General features: G+C 71.1%; 20 protein-coding genes and 1 riboswitch. Of the genes, 10 read left to right on the forward strand and 10 right to left on the reverse strand.

Annotation, left to right across the window (positions count from 1 at the left end):
- Nucleotides 1-5 precede the first annotated feature (5 nt).
- The 3 genes from WS92_RS19580 (at nt 6) to WS92_RS19590 (ending at nt 4,598) form a co-directional block, all read left to right on the forward strand.
- Complete coding sequence (locus tag WS92_RS19580) at nt 6-1,427, forward strand: lysine N(6)-hydroxylase/L-ornithine N(5)-oxygenase family protein (protein WP_059934294.1); 1,422 nt, start codon at nt 6-8, stop codon at nt 1,425-1,427.
- A gap of 47 nt (nt 1,428-1,474) precedes the next feature.
- A complete protein-coding gene (locus WS92_RS19585; RefSeq protein WP_059934296.1) occupies nt 1,475-3,694 on the forward strand; it encodes a ferric malleobactin receptor FmtA in 2,220 nt (739 codons plus the stop codon).
- Between the two features lie 64 nt (nt 3,695-3,758).
- Nucleotides 3,759-4,598 carry a formyltransferase family protein gene (locus WS92_RS19590; RefSeq protein WP_009912369.1) on the forward strand — a complete coding sequence of 280 codons (840 nt, stop codon included), beginning with the start codon at nt 3,759-3,761 and terminating at the stop codon, nt 4,596-4,598.
- 86 nt (nt 4,599-4,684) lie between these two features.
- Here WS92_RS19590 and WS92_RS19595 read toward each other — a convergent pair whose 3' ends face one another.
- The 4 genes from WS92_RS19595 to WS92_RS19610 form a co-directional block, all read right to left on the reverse strand.
- Nucleotides 4,685-5,257, reverse strand: a complete 573-nt coding sequence (locus tag WS92_RS19595) for an inclusion body family protein (RefSeq protein ID WP_043282594.1) — start codon at nt 5,255-5,257, stop codon at nt 4,685-4,687.
- Between the two features lie 201 nt (nt 5,258-5,458).
- Nucleotides 5,459-6,820 (reverse strand): cobyrinic acid a,c-diamide synthase CobB, encoded by a 1,362-nt coding sequence (locus WS92_RS19600; RefSeq protein WP_059934298.1) that lies wholly within the window; start codon nt 6,818-6,820, stop codon nt 5,459-5,461.
- Between the two features lie 4 nt (nt 6,821-6,824).
- Nucleotides 6,825-7,427, reverse strand: a complete 603-nt coding sequence (gene cobO / locus WS92_RS19605; RefSeq protein WP_006026690.1) for a cob(I)yrinic acid a,c-diamide adenosyltransferase — start codon at nt 7,425-7,427, stop codon at nt 6,825-6,827.
- A gap of 44 nt (nt 7,428-7,471) precedes the next feature.
- Nucleotides 7,472-7,909 (reverse strand): cobalamin biosynthesis protein, encoded by a 438-nt coding sequence (locus tag WS92_RS19610; protein ID WP_015601147.1) that lies wholly within the window; start codon nt 7,907-7,909, stop codon nt 7,472-7,474.
- 418 nt (nt 7,910-8,327) lie between these two features.
- Nucleotides 8,328-8,587, forward strand: a riboswitch (cobalamin riboswitch).
- 283 nt (nt 8,588-8,870) lie between these two features.
- On the opposite strand from WS92_RS19610, the gene WS92_RS19615 reads away from it, so the two are divergent.
- From WS92_RS19615 to WS92_RS19640, 6 genes are all read left to right on the forward strand, one after another.
- A complete protein-coding gene (locus tag WS92_RS19615) occupies nt 8,871-9,932 on the forward strand; it encodes a HoxN/HupN/NixA family nickel/cobalt transporter (protein WP_059934300.1) in 1,062 nt (353 codons plus the stop codon).
- Nucleotides 9,933-10,016: 84 nt separating this feature from the next.
- Nucleotides 10,017-11,090 carry a cobalamin biosynthesis protein CobW gene (gene cobW, locus WS92_RS19620; protein ID WP_059934302.1) on the forward strand — a complete coding sequence of 358 codons (1,074 nt, stop codon included), beginning with the start codon at nt 10,017-10,019 and terminating at the stop codon, nt 11,088-11,090.
- A gap of 56 nt (nt 11,091-11,146) precedes the next feature.
- Nucleotides 11,147-15,100, forward strand: coding sequence for a cobaltochelatase subunit CobN (gene cobN / locus WS92_RS19625; protein ID WP_059934304.1), 3,954 nt, complete (start codon nt 11,147-11,149; stop codon nt 15,098-15,100).
- Nucleotides 15,101-15,258: 158 nt separating this feature from the next.
- Entirely contained in the window at nt 15,259-16,476 is a 1,218-nt protein-coding gene (locus tag WS92_RS19630; RefSeq protein ID WP_059934414.1) for a magnesium chelatase ATPase subunit I, read from the forward strand.
- Nucleotides 16,477-16,547: 71 nt separating this feature from the next.
- On the forward strand, nt 16,548-17,162 hold the full coding sequence (locus tag WS92_RS19635) for a vWA domain-containing protein (protein WP_059934306.1): 615 nt from the start codon (nt 16,548-16,550) through the stop codon (nt 17,160-17,162).
- A gap of 111 nt (nt 17,163-17,273) precedes the next feature.
- On the forward strand, nt 17,274-17,960 hold the full coding sequence (locus WS92_RS19640; protein ID WP_059934308.1) for an alpha/beta hydrolase: 687 nt from the start codon (nt 17,274-17,276) through the stop codon (nt 17,958-17,960).
- A gap of 103 nt (nt 17,961-18,063) precedes the next feature.
- Here WS92_RS19640 and WS92_RS19645 read toward each other — a convergent pair whose 3' ends face one another.
- Together WS92_RS19645 and WS92_RS19650 are read right to left on the reverse strand one after the other, a co-directional pair.
- Nucleotides 18,064-18,336, reverse strand: a complete 273-nt coding sequence (locus tag WS92_RS19645; protein ID WP_009912344.1) for a hypothetical protein — start codon at nt 18,334-18,336, stop codon at nt 18,064-18,066.
- Nucleotides 18,337-18,539: 203 nt separating this feature from the next.
- A complete protein-coding gene (locus WS92_RS19650; RefSeq protein ID WP_009912343.1) occupies nt 18,540-19,901 on the reverse strand; it encodes a T2SS-translocated chitinase in 1,362 nt (453 codons plus the stop codon).
- Between WS92_RS19650 and WS92_RS37005 the strand changes: the two genes are divergently transcribed.
- Nucleotides 19,888-20,016 (forward strand): hypothetical protein, encoded by a 129-nt coding sequence (locus WS92_RS37005; RefSeq protein WP_009912341.1) that lies wholly within the window; start codon nt 19,888-19,890, stop codon nt 20,014-20,016. The two genes, WS92_RS19650 and WS92_RS37005, sit on opposite strands and share 14 nt — an antisense overlap.
- 136 nt (nt 20,017-20,152) lie before the next feature.
- On the opposite strand, the gene cobJ is transcribed toward WS92_RS37005, so the two are convergent.
- From cobJ to cobG, 4 genes are read right to left on the reverse strand one after another with little or no spacing between them, the layout of a single operon-like run.
- Nucleotides 20,153-21,988 carry a precorrin-3B C(17)-methyltransferase gene (cobJ, locus tag WS92_RS19655; protein WP_059934310.1) on the reverse strand — a complete coding sequence of 612 codons (1,836 nt, stop codon included), beginning with the start codon at nt 21,986-21,988 and terminating at the stop codon, nt 20,153-20,155.
- Nucleotides 21,985-22,719: a precorrin-2 C(20)-methyltransferase gene (locus tag WS92_RS19660; RefSeq protein WP_006026702.1), complete on the reverse strand. Its 735-nt coding sequence runs from the start codon at nt 22,717-22,719 to the stop codon at nt 21,985-21,987. Before WS92_RS19660 ends, cobJ begins: the two co-directional genes overlap by 4 nt.
- Entirely contained in the window at nt 22,716-23,342 is a 627-nt protein-coding gene (locus WS92_RS19665) for a precorrin-8X methylmutase (RefSeq protein WP_059934313.1), read from the reverse strand. The genes WS92_RS19660 and WS92_RS19665 overlap by 4 nt, the downstream gene beginning before the upstream one ends.
- Entirely contained in the window at nt 23,335-24,774 is a 1,440-nt protein-coding gene (gene cobG / locus WS92_RS19670) for a precorrin-3B synthase (RefSeq protein ID WP_059934315.1), read from the reverse strand. Before cobG ends, WS92_RS19665 begins: the two co-directional genes overlap by 8 nt.
- Nucleotides 24,775-24,795 lie beyond the last annotated feature (21 nt).

Raw genomic sequence — 24,795 nt, forward strand, 5'->3', positions numbered from 1 at the left:
GAGACATGCAGAGAGATACCGTATTCGACCTGACCGGCATCGGCTTCGGACCGTCGAACCTCGCGCTCGCCGTGCGCCTCGCTGAAGCGGGCGACGCGGCCGCGTTCACGCATTGCTACGTCGAGCGCCAGCCGGCATTCGGCTGGCACCGCGGGATGCTGCTCGACGACTGCCGGATGCAGATCTCCTTCCTGAAGGATCTCGTCACGCTGCGCGATCCGAAGAGCCGCTTCACGTTCATCAACTACCTGTACGAGCACGGGCGCCTGAGCGAATTCGTCAACCTGAAGAACTTCTACCCGACGCGCGTCGAGTTCAACGATTACCTGAGCTGGGTCGCGAGCGCGTTCGGCGAGCGCGTCCACTACGGCGAGACGGTGACGGCGATCGAGCCCGTCGCGGCACCGGGCGCGCCCGGAGAGATCGACGCGCTGCGCGTGTTCTCGAAGGACGCCGACGGGCGCGAGCGGCACCGCGTCGCGCGTGCGCTGTCGATTGGCGTCGGCGGCGCGCCGAGCGTGCCGGACGCGTTCGCCGCGCTCGGGCCGGCGTGCGTCGCCCATTCGTCGAACTACCTGACGTCGATCGACCGCTTGGTCGGCGTGCCGGACGCCCGTGCGCTGAACGCCCACGTGAAAAAACGCGTCGCGGTGATCGGCGCGGGCCAAAGCGCGGCCGAGGTGTTCGTCGATCTCGCGCGGCGCTTCCCGCACGTCGACGCGAGCCTCGTGATCCGCTCGGGCGCGCTCAAGCCCGCGGACGACAGCCCGTTCGTCAACGAGATCTTCAATCCGGCGTTCACCGACGTCGTCTACGCGCAGCCGGCGAGCGGCCGGCGCTCGCTCATCGAGCGCTTTCGCGACACGAACTACGCGGTGGTGGACCGGCCGCTCATCGAGCAGATCTACGAAATGCTCTATCTGCAGCGCGTGCCCGGCGCGTCGGACGGCGCGCCGCGCCACCGGCTGCTCGCGAACACCGCGATCGAATCGGCCGCGCGCACGGCGGATGGACAAGTCGAGCTCGCGTTGCGCGACCGCCTGACGGGCGACGCGCGCGCCGAGCGCTTCGACGCGCTCGTGCTCGCGACCGGCTATCGCCGCGACACGCATCTGCCGCTCCTCGACGCTCTCGCGCCGCATCTGGGCGACGCGCTCGCGGCGGGCGACGTCGCGCGCGACTACCGGCTCGCGACGCCCGCGCACTTCAAGCCGCGGATCTATCTGCAAGGCTGCTGCGAGGACAGCCACGGGCTGTCCGACACGCTGCTGTCGGTGCTCGCGCGCCGCGCGGACGAAATCGCCGCGTCGCTCGCCGACGGGGGCGACGCGGCCGAACACGACACAGCCGACCGGCGCGAAGACCGCGCGCGGCCACGACATGACAACAACGGGGTGAGCGACGGCCGGCTGGCCATCGCTCTTTGATGAAGGGGGCGGCCTCGCGGCCGCTTTGCAACTTGGAGCAAAGGAAGATGGAGTGGGCAACCAGCACGCGCGTGCGTGCGATCGCAGCCGCGGCAGGCGTGGCGTTCTACGCGGCGGCGGCGAGTCATGCGCAGGCACAGGCGACGCAGCCAGGAGGAGACCTGCGGCAGCCGGGCAGTCAGGTGAACGGGGGCACCGCGGCGGGCGGCACGTTGCCCGCGATCTCGGTGTCGGGGCAGACGGAGCGCGACGCGGCCGTCGGCCTCGTCGCGCGGCGCAGCACGACGGGCACGAAAACCGATACGCCGATCATCGAGATCCCGCAGACGATCAACATCGTCACCGCTCAGCAGATCGAGGCGACGGGCGCGACCGATATCAATCAGGCGTTCCGCTACATCCCGGGCTTCTCGAGCTACGGGTCGGACAACCGCTCGGACTGGTACGCGGCGCTGCGCGGCTTCACGCCGACCGTGTTCGTCGACGGGCTGCAGGTGCCGAACACGCTGAACCTGTCGAGCTGGCGCGTCGATCCGTACATGATCGACAGCATCGCCGTGCTGCGCGGCCCGACGTCGGTGCTGTACGGGCAGGGCGACCCCGGCGCGATCGTCGACGTGCAGAGCAAGCTCGCGAACGGCGAGCGCATCCGCGAGGTCGGCGTGCAGATCGGCAACTACGCGCGCAAGCAACTGATGTTCGACGTCGGCGACACGATCGACAAGGACGGCACGCTGTCGTACCGGATCGTCGGCGTGGGCCGCGACGGCAATGCGCAGACGGGGCCGCTCGCCGACCAGCGCGTGTCGTTCGCGCCGTCGCTCAAGTGGCAGCCGAACGCGGACACGTCGCTCACGCTCGCTGCGACGTACCTGCAGGACTGGGGCGACACGTCGACCAACTTCCTGCCGTCGCGCGGCACCGTGCTGCCGAATCCGAACGGCACGATCTCGAACGACCTGTACACGGCCGATGCGAATTTCGACCATTACCGCAAGAAGCAGTGGTCGCTCGGCTATCAGTTCGAGCACAGGCTGAACCCGGTATGGACGTTCCGGCAGAACGTGCGCTGGATGCACCTGTCGCTCGACGACGCGTCCGTGTACGGCGGCGGCCTCGACGACGCGGACCCGACGATGGCGACGATGACGCGCTACGCGGGCCTCTTCCAGTTCAACTACAGCCGCTTCGACGTCGACAACCAGGCGCAGGCGAAATTCGCGACGGGGCCGTTGAGCCACACGCTGCTGTTCGGCTTCGACTACAACCGGCAGACGACGACCGACAGCGAATGGCTCGCGAAGGGGCCGAGCCTGAATCTGTACCGGCCGGTCTACGCGCCGATTCCGGCCGACATCTTCAGCGGGCCGAACGCGTACCCGCGCACCGACACGAAGACGACGCTCAACGCGTTCGGCCTGTACGTGCAGGACCAGATCAAGTGGCAGCGCTGGGTGCTGACGCTCGGCGGCCGGCAGGACTGGACACGCACGTCGCAGGACGACATCGCGAACTCGGCGAGCTTCAGGCAGAACGACCACGCGTTCAGCGGGCGCGTCGGCCTCACGTATCTCGGCGACTACGGCCTCGCGCCGTATCTCAGCTATTCGACGTCGTTCAATCCGCAGATCGGCCTGAAGCTCGCGGGCGGCGGGCTCGCAACGCCGACCAAGGGCCGCCAGATCGAGGCCGGCCTGCGCTGGCAGCCGCCGGCCAGGAACCTGATGCTGAACGCGGCCGTCTACCAGATCAACCAGACGAACGTCGCGATGAGCAATCCGAACGATTCGACGAGCAGCACGTTCGTGCAGGTCGGCGAGGTGCGCTCGCGCGGGATCGAGCTGAGCGCGGTGGGCAACCTGTCGCGCGAGCTGTCGGTGATCGCGGCCTACGTCTACCAGGACGTGAAGAACGTGCAGGCGAACGACGACACGCTGAACAAGTGGCCCGTCGACGTGCCGCGCCCGCGCCAGATCGCATCGCTGTGGGCCGACTGGACGTGGCGCAACGGGCCGCTCACGGGCTTCGGCGTCGGCGCGGGCGTGCGCTACATGAGCGCGTCGGCGGGCGCGGCCGACAACTCGCTGACGGTGCCGAGCTACACGCTGTTCGATGCGGCGCTGCACTACGAGCTGCGCAACTGGCGCTTCGCGCTCAACGCGACGAACCTGTTCAACCGCCGCTACGTGGCCGGCTGCCAGTCGGATTCGGTGTGCCTGTACGGCAACCAGCGCACCGTGATCGCGACGGCGAAATACAACTGGTAAGCGCGTTTCATCATCCCAAGGGCGGCGCGGCGGCGCGCCGCCCGAACGAGAGGACAACACTGCGATGGCAAGGAAGAAGCTCGTCTACATCTGGTCGCTGAGAAACGCCGCCGCCGACAGGGCGGGGCAGCAGATCGACTACAAGGGCGGCACGCGCTACATGAAGTCGGTGCTCGAATCGCTCGTCGACGCATTGAACGACACCGAGCTCGGCGACGCGTACTCGCTCGAGCGCGTGATCTACGATGACGACGCGGGTTCGCCGCTCGACCGCGAGAAGCTCGCCGAGTACGGCTTTGCGCACGAGCCCGGCAAGCGCTGGTTCTATCCGCCGGAGCTGCGCGTGCAGGGCCGGCTCGTGAACGATCTGCTGCTCGCGATTCCGTCCGGATACCGGCGCGAGCCGCTCGGCTCGCCCGCGCGGCCGGCGGGCAAGCACGCGTTCGAAGCGCGCCTGCGCGAGACGCTCGACGCGCTCGGCGCCGATCTCGTCGTGCTCGACGGGCTGCTCGTGATCCTCGACGAGCTCGTGCGGCCGGGCGCGCCGTATTGCCGGCGGGTCGTCAACATCCATCCGGGCATCACGCGCGCGGAATCGCCGTACGAGCGGCGCGGCGCGTATGCGACGCTCGACGCGCTGTTCGGTGCGCGCGGGCAGAAGGTCGTCGACTGGACGACAAAGCGGACCGTGCCGGTCGAGCCGCTGCGGATGACGGGCGCGTCGTTCCATTACGTCGACAACGGCGTCGATTCCGGCGAGGTGATCCACGACGTGCTGAACACCGAGATCGACCCGGACGACACGATCCTGGAGCTGCGCTGGAACAACTTCAACCGCAGCCTGTTTCCGGCGCTGCATGAGGGGCTCGCGATGATGGCGGGGCTCGACGCGCGCGTGGCGTGAGCGCGCGCGGGCGCGCCGCGGATGCGGCGCGCCCGCCTCGCGAGAATCCGTTCGGACGATACCGCGACGAGCGCGCGGATGACGGGTCAGGCGACGTTGACCGTCGGGTCCCACTTGACGTATCCGGCGAGCACCTGCTTTTCGCCGCTGTCGTCGAGCGTAAACAGCGCAGCCCACACGTAGAAGTTCTTGGCCTCTCCTTGCTGGGCCACCTTGGCGTCGCAACTGGAAAACGCCACCGGTCCGGTCGTGAACGGATAGCCGTCGGGCGGGGTCGGCTGCGCCGCGTTCTGGAGCTTGATCACGTTCACGTGGGACGGATCGAGTTGCGGATCGCCGCCCGTCAGCCTGTAGATGAATGCGGCGTATTCGGAATTGCCGCTCGTGCTCGTGCAGTAGAACGACAGCGTGTCGGCGACATGGGCGTTGAGCGTGATGTTGCCGGGATCGTTGCCGACGCTCCAGCCGCGCGGGTCGTCCGACGACATGTAGATGTACTTGTGGCCGATCGGCGTTGCCGTGTCCGGCGTTTGCCCCAGATTTTTCTCTTGCGCCCTGACCTCGTCGATGATCGCGGCGACGTCCATCACCGTCATGACGTTGATCGTGATGTGGCTCGACGCGCTCGCGCTGTCGATTCTCGAATTGACCGTGACCATGATCTACCTCGTTCTGATGTGAAATATCCGTTTTTTTCGAGCATTGCGTAGCGCGATCCGCGATCGCGATCCGGGCGAATGCCGCCCCGTGCCCGCTGTCGCCGGCGATGAGCGCCGACGATATGACCATGCTAGAAAGGCGCGAAGCAATGCGCCATTACACGGAATTACACCCGCATCTTCGAGGCGATCGCGCGACGGCTACAGCGCGTCGAGCGCGAACAGCGCCGCCGCCGCGCGCGGATTCGACGGCCAGTACGCGTGCAGATACGTCGCGACGATCGGTCCGTGCCGATAGACCGCTTCGCCCGCCGCGCCGTCGTCGGGCCGCGTCGCGCCGTGCCTGGGCGCAAGCGGCGTCGAAAACCGCGAGTAGTGGAACGTGTGCCCCGTCAGCATGCCGAAACGGGTCGCGAGCGTTTGCATGCCCAAGGCTGCGAAACGGCGCTGCATCGTCGCATGACCCGGCACGAGGCCGAGCATCGGCGTCGTCACGCCGTCGGCGTCGGTGAGCGTTTCGCTCAGGTACAGCATCCCGCCGCATTCGGCGACGACCGGCTTGCCCGCCGCGACGTGCGCGGCGATCGAGCGCGCGGCCGTCGCGTTCGCCGCGAGCCGCGCCGCATGCAGCTCCGGATAGCCGCCCGGCAGGTAGAGCGCGTCGGAACCGTCGGGCACCGGCTCGTCGGCGAGCGGCGAGAAGAACGCGAGCCCGGCGCCGAGCGCTTCCAGTTGGTCGAGGTTCGCCGGATAGATGAACGAGAACGCCGCGTCGCGCGCGATCGCGATCCGCTTGCCGGCGAGGCTTGGCCCGGCGTCGGCGGCGCGGGCCGATGCGAAAGACGCGCCGCTGCCGTCTGCCGCGCGACTCGTCGCCGCATTCGCATCGCCGTCGAACGCGAACTCGACGACGGGCGGCAGCTCGGCGAGCGCCGTGTGCGCGATCGCGTCGGCCGCGCGGTCGAGCCGCGCGTCAAGATCGGCGACGTCGTCCGGCTGATGCAGCCCGAGGTGCCGCTCCGGCAGCGCGATCTGCGCATCGCGCGGCAGATGGCCGAGCCAGCGGATCGATTCGGGCAGCGCGCTGCGCAGCAACTGCGCGTGGCGCCCGGAGCCGACGCGGTTCGCGAGCACCCCGTGAAACGGCACGCCGGGCCGGAAATGCGCAAGCCCGAACGCGAGCGCGGCGAACGTCTGCGCCATCGATTGCGCGGCGATCACCGCGGCGACGGGCACGCCGAACGCCTGCGCGAGATCGGCGCTCGACGGCGTGCCGTCGAAGAGCCCCATCGCGCCTTCGATCAGGATCACGTCCGCTTCGGCCGCGGCGCGCGCAAGCAGTGCGCGGCAGCCGCGCTCGCCGACCATCCCGAGATCGAGCGAATAGACGCTCGCGCCGCTCGCGCGCGCGAGCAGCATCGGATCGAGAAAATCCGGGCCGGTCTTGAACACGCGCACGCGCCGGCCGAGCCGCCGGTGATGGCGCGCGAGCGCCGCCGTCACCGATGTCTTGCCCTGGCCGGACGCGGCGGCGGCAACGAAGAGCGCGGGGCAGGCGGGCATCGCGTCAGAACTCCACGCCGCGCTGCGCCTTCACGCCTTGCTCCTTGTACGGATGCTTGACGAGCCGCATCTCGGTGACGAGGTCGGCCGCGTCGACGAGCGCGTCGGGCGCATGCCGGCCCGTCACGACGACGTGCAGCGCCGGATCGCGCGCGGCGAGCGTCGCGAGCACTTCGTCGAGCGGCAGGTAGTCGTACTTGAGCACCGTGTTCAATTCGTCGAGGATCACCATCCGGTAATCGCCGCTTTCGATCATCCGGCGCGCCTCGTCCCAGCCGCGGCGCGCGGTCGCGATGTCGGCGTCGCGGTTCTGCGTGTTCCACGTGTAGCCGTCGCCCATCGTGACGAAATCGCATTGCGCGTGCGCGCCGAGGAAGTCGCGCTCGGACGTGTGCAGCGCGCCCTTGATGAACTGCACGACGCCCGTGCGCATCCCGTGGCCGAGCATCCGCACGGCCATCCCGAACGCGGCCGTGCTCTTGCCCTTGCCGTTGCCGGTGTGGACGATCAAAAGCCCCTTCTCGACGGTCGCGGCGGCCTGTTTCTTCTCGTGGCCCGCGCGGCGGCGCTCGGTCATGCGTTGATGCGATTCGGAATCGGTTTTCATCGACTGGAGTCCTGTGAGTCGTTGGGTTCGGGGATCGGCGCGCGTCACAGCGGGCCGGCGAGCGCGACCGTCACGCCGTCGAGCGCGAGCTTGCTCACGATGAGCGCGCCGTTCGGCGCGGCGAGCAGCGCGCACGGCTCGCAAACGCCGTCGATGCCGAAGCGCGCGCGCACGGCCGCGGACGGCGGGGCGCTCGCCGCGAGCGACGCGTCGCGGCCGAGGTGCGCAACGTGCGCAAAGTGGGCGAGACGGGCGAGGTGCGCGGCGATCTCGTCGCGCGAGAACGCGGCGAGCGGCCAGCCGTGGCGCGCGCAGCATGCGACGAGGCCGGGCTCGCGCGCTTTCGCGTCGAGCGTCGCGACGACGCCGACATCGGCGAGCGACGCCTCCGGCAAACGGGCGAGCGCCGCGCGGATCGCCGCCTCGATCGCGTCGGCGGGCCGCCCCGCGCGGCAGCCGATGCCGAGCGCGACGCGCATCATCGGACGGCCGCGCGCGCATCGCGCTCGCGCGGGTTCCGGTGGCGTGAATCGGATCGGATCATGCGGTCTCGGCGATCGACAGCCGGCTTGCCGGCCGGGTGTCGGATCGCATGGGTTGCGTGGATGGCGCGCCCGCTTCCGTCCCCCGCGGAACCGGGCGTTCGGCGAGCGCGGCTCGCCCCGTGCGTCGGCCGGTATCCGGGCTGAGCGCTTGCCATCCCGCCGCCTTCCCGTCCGTGAAGACAGTGGCGCGTGGGCGGGATGCGCGACGCGCGGCGGGCGCCGAACGCGCGCATACGATAGCACAGCGCCGGCAGGGCGGCCCGCCGCACGATCGCGGCGGCGCCTTTTGTTCTCCTTTTTGTTTGCTCTTTTGTCGGCGCTTTTGTCCGCCTTGACGCACCGCGCCCGCACGGCCTACACTCGCTCGCGTTTCGGTGCTCGCGTGCGGCTTCTGTCGCACGCAGTCAAACGGGAAACAGGGAGCGTCGCCGCGTCGCGGCTCGCCAACCTGTGCTGCCCCCGCAACGGTAAGCGAAGGCATCGCGCAAGCGGTGCGACGCCGGCTTCTCCGCGTGCCTGACGGCATGCGCGGCCAACCACTGGACGCATCGCGTCCGGGAAGGTGAAGCGGCGTTTTCGTCAGCCCGGATACCGGCCGAGACACGGGGCCCGTTCGCCGGTCGTGCGCATGCGCGGCCGCGGCGGCGAGCGGCCCCGAGGTTCAGCGCCGCGGGGATGCGGCGTATCGTCCACGGCTGCATCGCGCCGCTTGACGCGGCTTGCCTGCTTCATCCCCGTCCGCCCCGCGCGCTTCGGCGCGCGCCGCGCATGTCGCGAACGCGCCGCCGCAGACGCATACCGGCGCGCGGGCGATCGACGCAAGGAAGGAGCGGGGAGCGCGCGATGCCGCGCGTGTTGGCATTCATCGTGTTTGTCGACCGTTCGCAAAGGGAGCGCCATGCTCAGATCGTTTCTCCGTCTCTTCAACGACAGCCCCGTCGAGTTGCGCAGCAAGATCGTCGGAATCTACGCGATGCTGATCACGTTCAACGTCGGCGCGTGGGTCTGGGCGTTCGCCGCGTTCCACGGCCAGCCGGTGCTGCTCGGCACCGCGCTCCTCGCGTACACGTTCGGGCTGCGCCACGCGGTCGACGCCGACCACATCGCCGCGATCGACAACGTCACGCGCAAGCTGATGCACGAGAAAAAGAACCCGCTCGGCGCGGGGCTCTTCTTCTCGCTCGGGCATTCGAGCGTCGTGCTGCTGATGACGGTCGCCGTCGCGCTGACGGCCGCGACGCTCGCCGAGCGCTTCGAAGGAATGAAGGCGTGGGGCGGTACGATCGGCACGAGCGTATCGGCATTCTTCCTGCTCGTGCTCGCGTTCGCGAACCTGCTGATCCTGATCTCGGTGTACCGCACGTTTCGCGCGGTGCGGCGCGGCGAGCCGCTCGTCGAGCAGGATCTCGACCTCCTGCTCAACCAGCGCGGCTTCTTCGCGCGGATCTTCCGGCCGTTGTTCGCGATCGTGTCGCGTAGCTGGCACCTGTATCCGATCGGCTTCCTGTTCGGCCTCGGCTTTGACACCGCGACCGAGATCGCGCTCTTCGGCATCTCGGCGACGCAGGCGCACGGCGGGCTGTCGTTCTGGTCGGTGATGGCGCTGCCCGTGCTCTTCACCGCGGGCATGACGCTCGTCGACACGACGGACGGCATCATGATGATGGGCGCGTATCGCTGGGCGTTCGTGCGGCCGATCCGCAAGATCTACTACAACATGACGATCACGTTCGTGTCGGTGCTCGTCGCGGTCGTGATCGGCGGCATCGAGGCGCTCGCCCTCATCGGCGGCAAGCTCGCGCTCAAGGGCGGCCTGTGGGACTTCGCAGCGATGGCGGCCGAGCACTTCGGCGTTCTCGGCTACGTCGTGATCGGCCTGTTCGCCGCGAGCTGGATCGTCTCCGCGCTCGTCTACCGGATCAAGCGCTACGACGACATCGACGTGACGATCTCCGCATGAGATCCGCGCGTGAAATTGCCTCGTGAGCCGCGCGCGTTCGCGCACCGCCCCGACACTGACCCGATACCGACCAACGGAACCACCATGCAGATGCGCAAAATCCCCGTGACGATCGTCACGGGCTTTCTCGGCAGCGGCAAGACGACGCTCTTGCGCCACATCCTCCAGCACGCGGGCGGCCAACGGATCGTCGTGATCGTCAACGAGTTCGGCGAGCTCGGCATCGACGGCGAGATCCTGAAGGGCTGCGGCATCGGCTGCGACGAAACCGGCCGCGAAGCCGACGGCCGCCTCTACGAGCTCGCGAACGGGTGCCTGTGCTGCACCGTGCAGGAGGAGTTCTATCCGGTGATGGAAAAGCTCGTCGAGCGCCGCGCGGACATCGATCACGTGCTGATCGAGACGTCCGGCCTCGCGCTGCCGAAGCCGCTCGTGCAGGCGTTCAACTGGCCGTCGATCAGGAACGGCTTCACGGTCGACGCGGTGCTGACCGTGGTCGACGCGCCCGCCGCCGCGCTCGGCCTGTTCGCCGAGAACCCCGTCGCCGTCGACGCGCAGCGCCGCGCCGATCCGAACCTCGATCACGAATCGCCGCTGCACGAGCTGTTCGCCGATCAGTTGTCGTGCGCCGATCTCGTGATCGTCAACAAGACCGATCTGCTCGACGACGCGGCGCTCGCGGCCGTCGAGACGACGATCCGCGACGAAGTTCCGCCGCAGGTGAAGCTCGTGCGCGCGCAGCGCGGCGAGCTCGATCTCGCGACGCTGCTCGGGCTGAATGCCGCGTCCGAGGAGACGATCCATCTGCGGCACGACCACCACGGCTCGGCCGACGATCCCGATCATCACCACGACGAATTCGATTCGGTCGTCGTCGAGGCGCGCGTGAGCTCGCGCGAGGCGGTGCTCGACGCGCTCGCGGCGCTCGTCGAGGCGCACACGATTTATCGCGTGAAGGGCTTCGCCGCGCTGCCGGGCACGCCGATGCGGCTCGTCGTGCAGGGCGTCGGCCGGCGCTTCGACAGCTATTTCGACCGCCGCTGGCGCGACGGCGAAGCGGATGCGAGCCGCTTCGTGCTGATCGGCGAGGATCTCGACGCGGCCGCGCTGCAGCGCGCGTTCGACGCGGCGCTCGCCGCGCGCGGGCAGGCCGCGTGACGCGGCGGCGGGCGAAGCGCGGCGCAGCCGGGCGCGATTGAAGCGGGAGTAGAGCGATGCATCTGTTGCGCACCACGCCGGGCGGTTTCGTCGACGATACGGCGGGCGTCGTCCGGATCGACCAGCGGCCGGCCGACATCGTGATCCTGAGCTCGGCCGACACCACGCTGTCGCTGCTCGCGAGCGTCGTGCCGACGCTCGGCGACGGCTTTCCGAGCGTGCGGCTCGCGAACGTGACGTTCCTCAGGCAACCGGCGTCGGTCGATTTCTACGTCGACGACGTGCTGCGGCATGCGCGCGTCGTCGTGATCGACCATCTCGGCGGCGAGACGTACTGGCCGTACGGGATCGAGCAGGCGGTCGCGCTCGCGGACCGCGCCGGGCAAAAGCTCGCGATGTTCTCGGGCGACCTGCAGGAAGATCCGAACCTGATCGCGAAGAGCACCGTCGCGCCCGGGCTGTGTCGGTTGTGGTGGCGCTATCTGCGCGAGGGCGGGCCGGCGAACGCGCAAGCGCTGTTGCGCAGCATCGCGCATCACGCGCTCGGCGTGGGCGGCGAGCCCGAGCCGCCGCGCCCATTGCCCGCCGCCGCGCTCTATCATCCGGCGCTCGCGAGCCCGAGCCTCGACGACTGGCGCGCACGCTGGCGCGAGCATGCGCCGGTGGTCGCGATCCTGTTCTACAAGGCGCACTGGCAGGCCGCGAACACCGCGGTGTTCGACGCGCTCGCCGACGCGCTCGCGCGCGCCGGCCTGAATCCGCTGCCGATCGCGGTAACGTCGCTCAAGGACGCGATGAGCCGCGCGGTCGTCGACGCACTGTGCGCGGAAGCGAACGTGTCGCTCGTGCTGAACACGACCGCGTTCGCCGCGGGCGCGCTCGACGCCGCCGAGCCCGAGGCGCTGGCGGGCGATGCGCCCGTGCTGCAGGTGATCCTGTCGGGCGGCAACCGCGACGCGTGGCTTGCCGATCCGCACGGGCTGAACGCGCGCGACATCGCGATGCACGTCGCGCTGCCCGAGGTCGACGGCCGGATCGTCACGCGCGCGGTGAGCTTCAAGGGGCTTGCGTACCGTTGCCCGCACACCGAGGTCGACGTCGTGCGCTACCAGCCGGACGACGAGCGGATCGCGTTCGTCGCCGAGCTGAGCCGCCGCTGGTGCCGGCTGCGCACGCTCGAGAACGCCCGCAAGCGCGTCGCGCTCGTGCTCGCGAACTATCCGGCGAGCGAAGGGCGGATCGGCAACGGCGTCGGGCTCGACACGCCGGCGTCCGCGCTCGCGGTGCTCGCGATGCTGCGCGACGAAGGCTATCGGATCGACGCGCTCCCGGGCGACGGCGACGCGCTGCTCGCACGGATCACCGAGGGCGTGACGAACGATCCGTCGACGCGCGCGTTGCGCCCGGCGTTCCAGAGCTATCCGCTCGACGATTACCTGCGCCGCTTCGCGCAGTTGCCGGCCGCGGTGCGCGATGCGCTCGACGCGCGCTGGGGGCCGCCCGAAGCGGACCCGACGCTGCGGCAGCGGCGCTTTCCGATCGCCGGCTGGCGCGCGGGCCACGTGTTCGTCGGCGTGCAGCCGTCGCGTTCGCACGGCAACGACGATTACGCGAACTACCACGACGCCGATCTCGTGCCGCCGCACGCGTATCTCGCGTTCTACTTCTGGCTGCGCGACGCGTTTTGCATCGACGCGGTCGTCCACGTCGGCAAGCACGGCAATCTCGAATGGCTGCCGGGCAAGAGCGTCGCGCTGTCCGATGCGTGCTGGCCGGATCTGATCCTCGGGCCGATGCCGCATCTGTATCCGTTCATCGTCAACGATCCGGGCGAGGGCAGCCAGGCGAAGCGGCGCGCGCAGGCGGTGATCGTCGATCACCTGATGCCGCCGCTCACGCGCGCGGAGAACTACGGGCCGCTGCAGGACCTCGAGCGGCAGGTCGACGAATACTACGACGCGCTGATGGTCGACGCGCGCCGTGCGAAGGTGCTGCGCGAGACGATTCTCGCGACCATCGTCGAGCACAAGCTGCACGAGGAATTGAGCATCGCGCCGCCTGCCGGGCGCGACGCGGAGGATGCGCTGCTCACGCGCGTCGACGCGTGGCTCTGCGAGCTGAAGGAGGCGCAGATCCGCGACGGGCTGCACACGTTCGGCAGTTCGCCGCGCGGGCGGCAGCGGCGCGACACGCTCGCGGCGCTCGCGCGCTTTCCGTCGGGCGACGGGCGCGGCGAGCACGCGGGGCTGATCGGCGCGCTCGCGCACGATCTCGCGCTCGGCGAATCGTTCGATCCGCTCGCGTCCGACTGGGCCGCGCCGTGGACGGGGCCGCGGCCCGCCGCGCTGTGCGCGGTCGGCGACGAGCCGTGGCGGCACGCGGGCGACACGCGCGAGCGGCTCGAAGGGCTCGCGAGCCGGTTGATCGAGCGGATCAGCGCGGACGGCCGCGATGCGCACGGGCGTGGCGGCAAAGCGCTGCTTTGCGCGCATGCGTCGAGCGCCGCGCACGACCACGCCACCGAAAGCCTCATCGGCCCAAGCGACGCGTCACGCGACGCCGGGACGCCGAACGACGCGCCGCGCCCGAGCACAGCGGACTTCGCAGATCCCGCCTACGTCGCCGCGCACTGGCCGCGCACGCACGCGGTGCTCGAACGCATCGCGCGCGACGTGCTGCCGCGCCTCGACGCATGCGGCGACGAGGAACTGCGTCAACTGCGACGCGGCCTCGAAGGCCGCTTCGTGCCGCCGGGGCCGAGCGGCTCGCCGTCGCGCGGCCGGCCGGACGTGCTGCCGACGGGCCGCAACTTCTACTCGGTCGACACGCGCGCGGTGCCGACGCAGGCCGCGTGGACGATCGGCCTCAAATCGGCGCAGCAACTGATCGAGCGCCACCTGCAGGAGCACGGCGACTACCCGCGCGCGGTCGGCCTGTCGGTGTGGGGGACGGCGACGATGCGCACGGGCGGCGACGACGTCGCGCAGGCGCTCGCGCTCCTCGGCGTGCGGCCGAAGTGGGCGCCCGGCAGCCATCGCGTGACCGATTTCGAGATCCTGCCGATCGAGATCTTCGACCGGCCGCGCATCGACGTGACGCTGCGCGTGTCGGGCTTCTTTCGCGACGCGTTCGCGAACGTGATGCACCTGTTCGATGCGGCCGTGCAGGCGGTCGCCGAGCTTGATGAGCCCGAGCACCTGAATCCGGTGCGCGCGCGCGTGCGGCGCGAGGCCGACGCGCTCGTCGCGCGCGGCATGCCCGCCAACGAGGCGCGCCGGCGCGCCGGCTGGCGCGTGTTCGGCGCGCGCCCGGGCGGATACGGCGCGGGCTTGCAGGCGCTGATCGACGGCCGCCGCTGGCAGACCGACGCCGATCTCGCGCACGGGTACCGGAACTGGGGCGGCTACGCGTACGCGCAGAACAGCGCCGGCGAAGCCGCGCACGACGCGTTCGGCGCGCGCCTCGCGATGATCGACGCCGTCGTGCAGAACCAGGACAACCGCGAGCACGACCTCCTCGATTCGAACGACTACTACCAGTTCCAGGGCGGGATGGCGGCCGCGGTGCGCCACGCGTCGGGCCGGCAGCCGGGGCTCTATCACGGCGACCACAGCAATCCGGCCGCGCCGCGGATCAACACGCTGCGCGAGGAGATCGCGCGCGTGATCCGCTCGCGGGTCGTCAATCCGAAGTGGATCGACGGCGTGAAGCGGCACGGCTACAAGGGCGCGGCCGAGATCGCCGCGACCGTCGATTACCTGTACGGGTACGACGCGACCGCCCGCGTCGTCGCCGATCACCAGTACGCGCTCGTCGCCGACGCGTACCTGCACGACGCCGACACGCGCGCGTTCCTCGAGCGCTACAATCCGCACGCGCTGCACGGGATCTGCGAGCGGCTCGTCGAGGCGATGCAGCGCGGCCTGTGGCAGGCGCCGGGCGCGCACCGCGACGCGATCGAAGGCTATCTGCTCGCGAGCGAGCAGCGGCTCGAAGGCGGGCGGCGGTGAGCGGCGGGGCGATCGACGGCGGGGGTGTCGCGCGCGGCGCGAACGGCATGAACGACGTTGCAAGCGCGGCGCGCGTCGCGAAACGCGCGGTCGAGCCGACCGTCGCGCCCGGCATATCCGATGCATCCGGCGCAACCGTCACCATCACGGGAACTCAGGTGAACCAAACGAACGAAGCCGGCGCGGCTGCGGCCGCCGCCTCCGACGACCGCGCACTGCCGGCCGTCTATCCGTTTTCCGCGCTGATCGGCCAGGCTGCGCTGCAGCAGGCGCTGCTGCTCGTCGCCGTCGATCCGGGGCTGGGCGGCGTGCTCGTCAGCGGCCCGCGCGGCACCGCGAAGTCGACCGCCGCGCGCGCGCTCGCCGAGCTGCTGCCCGAAGGGCGCTTCGTCACGCTGCCGCTGTCGGCGACCGACGAGCAGGTCACGGGCTCGCTCGACCTCGCGAGCGCGCTCGCCGACAATGCGGTGCGCTTCTCGCCCGGCCTCATCGCGCGCGCGCATCTCGGCGTGCTGTACGTCGACGAGATCAATCTGCTGCCGGACGCGCTCGTCGACGCGCTGCTCGACGCGGCCGCGAGCGGCGTCAACACGGTCGAGCGCGACGGCGTCTCGCACAGCCACGCGGCGCGCTTCGCGCTCGTCGGCACGATGAACCCGGAAGAGGGCGAGCTGCGGCCGCAACTGCTCGACCGCTTCGGGCTGATGGTCGAGCTCGCGAACTGCTACGACGCGGCGACGCGGCAGCGGATTGTCAAGGCGCGGCTCGCGTTCGATCTCGATCCGCACGGCTTTCGCGCGCAGTACCGCGACGCGCAGGCGGCGCTCGCCGCGAAAATCCGTGCGGCGCGTGCAGCGCTGCCGGCGCTTGCGTTCGACGACGCCGCGCACGCGCGCGTCGCCGAGCTGTGCATCGACGCGGCCGTCGACGGCCTGCGCGGCGACCTCGTGATGCTGCGCGCCGCGCGGGCGCTCGCGGCGCTCGACGGGGCGGCGAGCGTCGATGTGGCGCACGTCGGGCGCGTCGCCGTCGACGTGCTGCGCCATCGGCGCACGCGGCCCGAGTCTCGGTCTGAATCGTGGCCCGAATCGAAGCCTGAATCGAAGCCCGAAGCGGCGACGGATGCCGCCGAGCGCGAAACCGCGACCGATCCGGCGCATCGCGATGCGCCGCCGCGCGATGCAGGCGGCGCACGGCCGGCCGACGCGGCCGGATCGGCGCGTGAGCGGGGGCCCGCGTCGTCCGATGCGGACCGACAAGCGGCGGGCGAGCGCCGCGCAGCCGCCGACGACAGCGACTGGGGCTATCTGCCGCCCGAGCCGGTGGGCATCGCGTCCGTCAAAGGCGTGATCCCGCTGCCGCTAAAAAAACGCTGAGCCATCGAACGGATGCCGCCGCTGTCGCCGCGCACGCGCCGGACAGCGGGCTTCGATGGCTCGAACGAGGCATGCGCCGCGACGATGCGCGAGGCCGCCCCGGCACGCGCATCGCATGGCGCGCGACGCTCGCGGCGAAGCGTGGCGAGGCGCTGCGCGCCGACCATCTGCGCTATCGGCCGCAGGCCGGCTCGCCGGGCGCGCTGCATTGCTTCGTGCTCGACTGCTCGGCGTCAATGCTGACGGCCGAGCGGCTTGCGCGTGCGAAGGGGCTCGTCGTCGCGCTGTTCGATTCGCTCGCGCGCGAGCGCACCGACGCGGCGCTCGTCTGCTTCGGCGGCGGCTCGGCCGACGTGCGCTTCGGGCCGGCCGTGCCGCGCTGGTGGAACGAGCGCTGGCTCGCGCCCGTCGGCGGAGGTGGCGGCACGCCGCTCGCGCAGGGCATCGGCGTTGCGACGCGGCTGCTCGCGCGCGCCGCGCGCCGCCGCCCGCGGCAGCAGCGCTGGCTGTGGCTGCTGTCGGACGGGCGAACGGCCGAATCGCCGGCGCGGCCGGCGCTCGCCGACCGGGTCGTCATCGTCGACTTCGACGACGCGGCCGTGAGGCTCGGCCGCTGCGAGCGGCTCGCGCAGGCGTGGGGCGCGACGTTCGTCGCGCCCCACGCGCTCGCGCGCGGGAGCGTGTGACGGAACGGCGGGACTCGGCTGCCCATTGCACGCGCCGCTCGCCGATCGCCATCTCGATATGCGATCATCGACGCACTGTCCCCGATCCATCCCATCCCACGGAGCCTCAGCATGCTCGACGACCCGCCGACGATCGAAATCGAAACCGGCCCCCATCCCGCGTTCGCGGTGATCCTGATGCACGGCCTCGGCGCCGACGCGAACGACTTCGTGCCGCTCGTCCCCGAGCTGCGGATCGCGAACGGCCCGGCCGTGCGCTTCGTGTTCCCGAACGCGCCCGAGATCGCGGTCACCGCGAACAACGGCTATGTGATGCGCGCGTGGTACGACATCCTGTCGTTCGAAGGCGTGAACCGGCAAGTCGACGAAGCGGGGATCGACGCGTCGTGCGCGACCGTGCGGCGCCTGATCGCAGAGCAGAACCGGCGCGGCATCCCGACGTCGCGGATCTTCGTCGCGGGCTTCTCGCAGGGCGGCGCGATGACGTACTCGGCGGGCCTCACGCATCCGGATGCGCTCGCGGGCCTGATCGTGCTGTCGGGCTACGTGCCGTCGCCGCGCTTCATCGACGAGCGGCTCGCCGACGCGAATCGCACGACGCCGATCTTCGCCGCGCACGGCGCCGACGACGACATCCTGCCGATCCGTCTCGGCGAGGTCGCCCGCGATTTCGCGCGCGAGAAGGGCGCAAGCGTCGACTGGCACGCGTACCCGATGCCGCATTCGGTGTGCATCGAGGAACTCGACGCGCTGCGCCAGTGGCTGCACGCGCGGATCGCGGCGCTTCAGACGGCATGATCACGCCCGTTCGGGGCCGCCGCCCGCGCGTAAGTGCGCTTGCGCGATGCCCTCGAACGCGTGCGCCGCGGACGGCGTGCGCGTCGCGTATGTCACGCACGCATCAAGGATGCGAATAGAAGCTATCGCTCCGCACGCTGCGCGCGCGGCGGTGCGTCCGATGATGCTTGCTCCGGTGCACGGGATGCCGATGCGGTTTCGCCTGACGCGTGCGCGCCTGCGCGGGCGCGGAAGCCGGCTGTGACGTGACGCCCGTCGGCGTCGTGCCGCCTTCGTCGAAATGGTAGGTCTGCTTTTGAGCCTGCGCGACGGATGCGACGAGTGCGACAGCCAGCGCGAGGCAGGAGAGGGTGACGCGTGACAGGAAGCGTTTCATGGCGGCTCCGGAAGGATCGGTGCGCTCAGGATACTGCAGCCGCGCGGCGTTGCTCCATCGTCCGATCGTCATATTGCAGCCGCGCCGACATCCGATCCGCCGGCGCGGCTCGCATCGCGATCCACGCGGGAGAGGCCCGCCCGCGGCCGGTCCCGCCGCGACAGCCGGCTACTGCGCGCCGGCGCGCGGCCCGGCCGGCGCGCTCACGCTCTCGCCCACGGCCCGCCCGCGGTCGGCACGTCGCCCTGCGTCCACCATTTCGCGCAATACTTCGCGCCCTGATACATCACGCACGCGCCGCCCGGATACGCGGCCGTCGACGACCACGCCGGCACGTTGCCGCCGACGGGCTTCCACACCGCCGCCTGCCCCGGAATGTCGCCCTGCGTCCACCATTGCGCCTGGTAGGTCGTGCCCTGGTACGTGACCGTCGCGCCCGCCGTGTAGACCTGCGTCGCCGACCACGGCGCGCCCGGCTGCGGCGTGCCGCCGCCGTCCGAGCCGCCGCCGTAGTTCGGGTCCTGCGTGACGCCCGAGCCCCAGTGGCCGCCCAGTTGCTTGAAGACCGACGAAAACGCATACGGCTGCTGCGCGACGCCCGAGCAGATCGGCGACGCGTATTGCGAGCCGCCGTCGCACGCCTTGTCGCGCGTGATCGACCAGATGCCGACGACGCCGTAGCCGTTGTTCGCAGCCGTCGTCTGCACGCTCTGCGCGTTCGCGAGCGTGAAGACCTCGCCCGCCACGTCGTTGACGCCGATCATCGGCGTCACGCCGACGAGCTGCTTGAGCTGCGCGTCGGTCTGCGGCTTGCCCACCGACTTGTAGGCGGTGTCGAGCTGCGAGTAGAGGCCCTGCGCGGCGCTGATCGCGGCCGCGCCCATGTCGATGCCGGACGGGCCGTAATCCATCGTCATGATGTTCACCGCGTCGAGCGTCACGCTGTTCGCGAGCGCCGCGTTCAGCACGTTCAGGCCGTCCTGCACGAGGCCCGTGGGCATCGCCGGCAGCGTCAGCGTCACGTGCAGCGGCTTGCCTTTCGCCGCGTAGTCGGCCTGCAGTTGCGCGACCGCCTGGAAGTTGCGCGCGACGGCGGCCGAATCCTGCTGCGACGCGCCTTCGATGTCGAAATCGACGTGCGTGAGGCTGTACGTGTCGATCACGGTCTGGTACGCGCCCTTCAGCGCGGCGACGCTCGCGCACGCCTGCATCAGCGGCTGGCCGGCCGCGCCGCCGAACGACACCGCGACGTCGCCGCCTTTCGCGCGATAGGCCGCGACCGATGTCGCGATCTTGTCGAGCAGATCGCCCGTCGCGCCGTTGCCGATCGGCTGCACGCCGCCCCATGACGGCACGCACTGGTTGCCGCCCGACACGACGAACGCGAGCATGAATTGCTGGATGCCTTGCTGCACGCCGATCTGGTCGACGAGCGGCGTCGGATAGAGCGTCACGTCGACGTAGGGCGCGTAGACGCCCGCCGCCTGCGACGCGCCCGCCGCCGCGAACAGACAGCCCGCCGCGATCGCGCGCGGGACGATGCGGGACAACATGCTGAAGTTCATTGTTCTCTCCATGTTGATGGGTGGATATGCTGGCCTGCATATCGCCGTCGCGTCGCCGCGCTCGATGGGCGGTCGGCGCTTCGGCTTGCACATCATGGAGGAATCCACCGCATGATGGAATCGTTAGTCATTCTTTTTATTATTCGGATTCAAGGTTTGACGGACGCCTTGATTTGCTATCCGAAACGATTGGGCGTATTGGATTCACGGGTGAGATCGCGGCGCGTGCCGGGCGTCGCTGCGCCGCGGCGTCAGCGATACCAGCGCGGCGTGTACACCCAGTCGCGCGCGCCGTCGCGCACGATGCGCCGCGTCGTCGACGAGCCGACGATCACCATCGTGCGCATGTCGACCTGCTGCGCGGACAGCGCGGCGAGCGTCGTCGTCGCGAGCGTCGCGCCGGGGCGGCCGATGTCGCGGCCGAGCACGACGACCGTGTCCGGCGCGCGATGCCGGCGCACGATGTCGAGCGCGCGATCGAACTGCACGGGCCGCGCGCGCGACACCGGGTTGTAGAACGCGAGCGCGAAATCGGCGGCCGCCGCGTGGTCGATGCGCTTTTCGATGATCGCCCACGGCTTCAGGTTGTCCGACAGCGAGATGAGGCAGAAGTCGTGGCCGAGCGGCGCGCCGGCTTCGGCCGCCGTCGCGAGCGCGGCCGACACGCCGGGCACGACGTCGAGCTCGACGGCTGCCCAGCGCGCGTCGCCGGCGCCGTCGAGCGCTTCGAGCACGGCCGCCGCCATCGCGAATACGCCGGGGTCGCCCGACGATACGACCGCGACGCGCCGGCCCTGCGCGGCGAGCTCGAACGCGTGGCGCGCGCGCTGCAGTTCCTCGCGGTTGTCGGAGATGTGCAGTTGCTGGTCCGCGCGGAACGGGCCCGCCATGTTCACGTAGGTCGCGTAGCCGACGATGTCGGTCGCGTCGGCGAGCGCCGCGCGCGCGGCGGGCGTCATCAGGTCCGCGCGGCCGGGGCCGAGGCCGAGCACCGTCAGGCGGCCGCGCGCCGCGCCGAGCGCATCGGCGTCGACGGGCGCGCCGGCGATGGCGATCGCGATGTGGCGCGGCGTCGGCGACGGCCCCGCATCGGCGCGGCGCGCGAGCGTGGCGGGCAGCGCGGCATCGAGCACGCCCGAGGCGTCGTGCGCGTTCGTCTCGATGAAACGCAACGGCACGCGCAGCGCGCGCGCCGCATCGGTCAGCGCGCGATCGGCGATGCGTCGCGCCGGCGCGACGACGGCCGCGAGTGCGAGCGTCGCGAGATCGTGCGCGGCGAGCGTCGCGACGATGCGCGCGGCGAGCGGCGGCAAGCCGGGCGATGCGGCGTTCGCGTTCGCCGCCGCGTTTGCAGGGGTGGATGCGATTGCATCGTGATCCGAAGCGTTGCTCGCAACGTCGCCGATGCCGTTGGCGTCGCCATCGCCATCGCCATCGCCATCGCCGTCACCGAGCGCGACGACGACGCTGCGCGGATGAATCAGCAATTCGCGCGCGTCGCCGCGCGACGCATGCGGCGTGACGCGGATCGCGTGCGGCGCGTGCGCGTCGCGCGGCAGCGCGACGTCGTCGAGCCACCGTGCGTCGCCTTCGATGCGCGTGCTTTCGCCCGCGAGCAGATCGGACACGAAGCGCTTGCCCGCGTCGAGATCGGCGAGCGCGTAGCCTTCGGGCGGATTCAGCATGCACGCGCCGAAGCGCAGCTCGCCGCTCGTCGTGATCGCGGCGGCGACGCCGAGCGCGTCGGCGATCTCGCGCGCGAGCACGTTCGCGCCCGCGAGGCCGCCCAACAGCGGCACGACCGCGCTGCCGTCCTCGGCCACGGCGAGCACGGGCGGCTCCGCGCCCTTGTCGGCGAGACACGGCGCGACGCAGCGGATCGCGATGCCGGCCGCGAACAGCGCGACGATCGGCGCGCCGCGCGCATACAGCTCGCGCAGGTGCGCGCCGAGCTCGGAAAACGCCACGTCGGCGTCGGCGCGCCCCGCGAGCGCGTGCACCTGCGCGCCGTCGAATCGCGCCTGGAGCCGGCGCGCGGTCGCGAGCGCGCCCGGCCCGAGTATCACGATCGCGGGCGCGATGGTCATCCTTGCCATTTTTCCCCCGGCACGACGAGCAGCGAAAAATACGGCGACGCCATCGGATCGACGTCCGCGAGCGGCACGATCCGCTGCGCGGCCATCGTCGCGCGCTCGACGTACAGCGCGCGCCGCGCGAGCCCGAGCTCGTCGAGCACGCGGCGCACCTTGTCGAAGTTGCGCCCGAGCTTCATCACGACGGCCGCGTCGGCGCTCGCGAGACGCTCGCGCAATTCGTCCTCGGGCAGCACGCCGGAGAGCACCGAGAGGCTCTGGTTCCGGTAGACGAGCGGCACGCCGAGCACCGCCGCGCCGCCCAGCATCGAGCACACGCCCGGCACGACCTGGGCGTCGTAGCGCGGCGCGAGCCGGTCGTGCAGGTACATGTACGAGCCGTAGAAGAACGGATCGCCTTCGCAGATCACCGCGACGTCGCGGCCCGCGTCGAGGTGCGCGGCGACGAGCGCGGCCGCCGTGTCGTAGAAATCGGCGATCACGGTTTCGTAGCACAGGGGCGGCGGCAGTGCCTCGGTCGTCACCGGGTAGACGAGCGGCAGGTGCGTCTGCGCATCGCCCAGGTGCGCCTCGACGATGCTGAACGCGTTGCCTTTCTTGCCCTTCGCGACGAAGTACGCGACGACGGGCGCGGCCTGCAGCATCCGCAGCGCCTTGATCGTCAGCAGCTCGGGGTCGCCCGGCCCGACGCCGAGCCCGTAGAGGCGCCCAGTCCTGCGCGTCATTCGGCCTCCGAAGCGAGCGCGTTGACGGCGGCGGCGACCATCGCGCTGCCGCCGCGGCGGCCCGCGACCGCGACGAACGGCACGCCGCGGCTGTCGGCCGCGAGGAGCGCCTTCGATTCGGCCGCGCCGACGAAGCCGACCGGAAAGCCGAGGATGAGGGCGGGGCGGGGCGCGCCCGCGTCGATCATGTCGAGCAGATGGAAGAGCGCGGTCGGCGCGTTGCCGATCGCGACGACGCTGCCCGCGAGATGCGTGCGCCACAGTTCGAGCGCGGCCGCCGAGCGCGTGTTGCCGATCTCGCGCGCGAGCCGCGGCACGTCCGGATCGCCGAGCGTGCAGATTACCGGGTTGTTCGCGGGCAGCCGCGCGCGCGTGACTCCTTCGGCGACCATCCGCGCGTCGCAGAGGATCGGCGCGCCGGCCGCGAGCGCCGCGCGGCCCGCTTCGCCCGCGCCTTCGGAAAACCGCAGGTCGCGGACGACGTCGACCATGCCGCACGCGTGGATCACGCGCACCGCGAGTTTTTCGAGGTCGGGCGGCACGCCCGTCAGATCGGCTTCCGCGCGGATCGTCGCGAACGATTCGCGATAGATCGCGCCGCCGTCGCGAAGGTAGTCAAGCATCGAGGTCATCCTGAGTGGGCCGTGCGCCGAGCGCGAGCGCGGCGGCGGCCTGGTCGATCGTCAATTGGCGCGCGACGGCGCGGCCGAAGCCCGTCGCGCCGTCGCGCCGATAGAGGTCGTAGCGGCCCGCCGCGCTCGCGACGAGCGTGTGCGCGGCCGCATGCGGCAACGCGCACGAGCGCGCGCAGCCCGTGACGTGCACGTCGACGGGGGCGGCGAGGCGCGCGGCGAGCGCGAGCGCGTCGGCTTTCGTGTCGGCGGGCGCGCGCGCGCAGCCTGCCGAGCCCGCGCACGCGACGACGTGCGCGAGCGGAGCGGCCGCGTCGCACACGAAGCCGAGCGCGGCGAGGCGCGCGAGCGCGTCGGGCGCGGCCGCGCGCGCGACGGCGGGCAGCATCACGCCTTGCCACGGCGTGATGCGCAGCGTGCCGTCGCCGTGCGTGTCGGCAAGCGCCGCGAGCGCCGCGAGCGCGTTCGCGTCGAGCCGGCCGAGCGGCGGCTGCGCGCCGACGACGCAGCGCGCCGGGTCCCGTTCGGGCTGGATGCCGAAACGCAGCGCCGTGTCGACGCGCGCGCGCCGCCAGCCGGCGAGATCCGCGCGGCGCCGCAGCGCGAACGGCGGCTTCGATTCGGACAGCTTCGATTCGGCATGCGAAAGGAACGCGTCGGGCGCGCACGTCGCGAGCAGGTCGCGCATGCGCGTCGCGCCCGGCGGCGCGAGCTCGACGAAGCTCGTCACGAGCGCACGCACGCACTCGACCGCGTGCGCCGGCGCGATGGCCGCGAGCGCGCCGGTAAACGTTGCGCCCGGTGCGACGCGCTCGCCGTCGACGGGCGGGCAGCCGGCGAGCCCGACCGCGAGCAGCGTGTTCCCGCGCGCGTCGCGCAGCGCGGACAGCCAGATGTCGTGCGGGTGGTCGAGCGCGGCGAGCCGTTCGCCGCCGTCGAGCAGCACCGAGAATTTCGGCGACAGCGCGACGCAGCGCGGCTCGGTCTGCAGCATCGCGAGGAGGCGGGCGGCGAGCGCGGCGCTGTCGACGAGCGCATCGGGGTCGCGCCCGGCCGTCGGGCTCAGCATCACGTTGCGCACGTCGTCGCGCGCGGCGACGCATGTGTCGGGCGACGCCGCGGGCAAGCCGTCCGTCAGCGGCCCGAGCCCCGCGTCGATCAGCGCGCGGCTCACGCAAGCCTCGCTGCCGGCCCGCACGCCGCGCAATTGCAGGTTCGCGCGATTGGTCGCCTCGATCACGCCCGAGCCGAACGCGCGCGCGACGGCCGCCACCGCGCGCGCCTGCGCGGCGGCAAGCGCGCCGCCCGGCAGCTTGATCCGGCACAGGCCGCCGTCGCGCGCGGCGACGATGCGCACGAGTCCCGGACACGCGCTCGCGGCGCGCGCGGCGTCGGATGAAAAAACAGCGGTGCAAGGATTCAACAGCGCTCCGGATCAAGCGTC

It is taken from the genome of Burkholderia sp. MSMB1588 (genome assembly GCF_001546925.1).
In the GTDB taxonomy this organism is placed as follows: domain Bacteria; phylum Pseudomonadota; class Gammaproteobacteria; order Burkholderiales; family Burkholderiaceae; genus Burkholderia; species Burkholderia humptydooensis.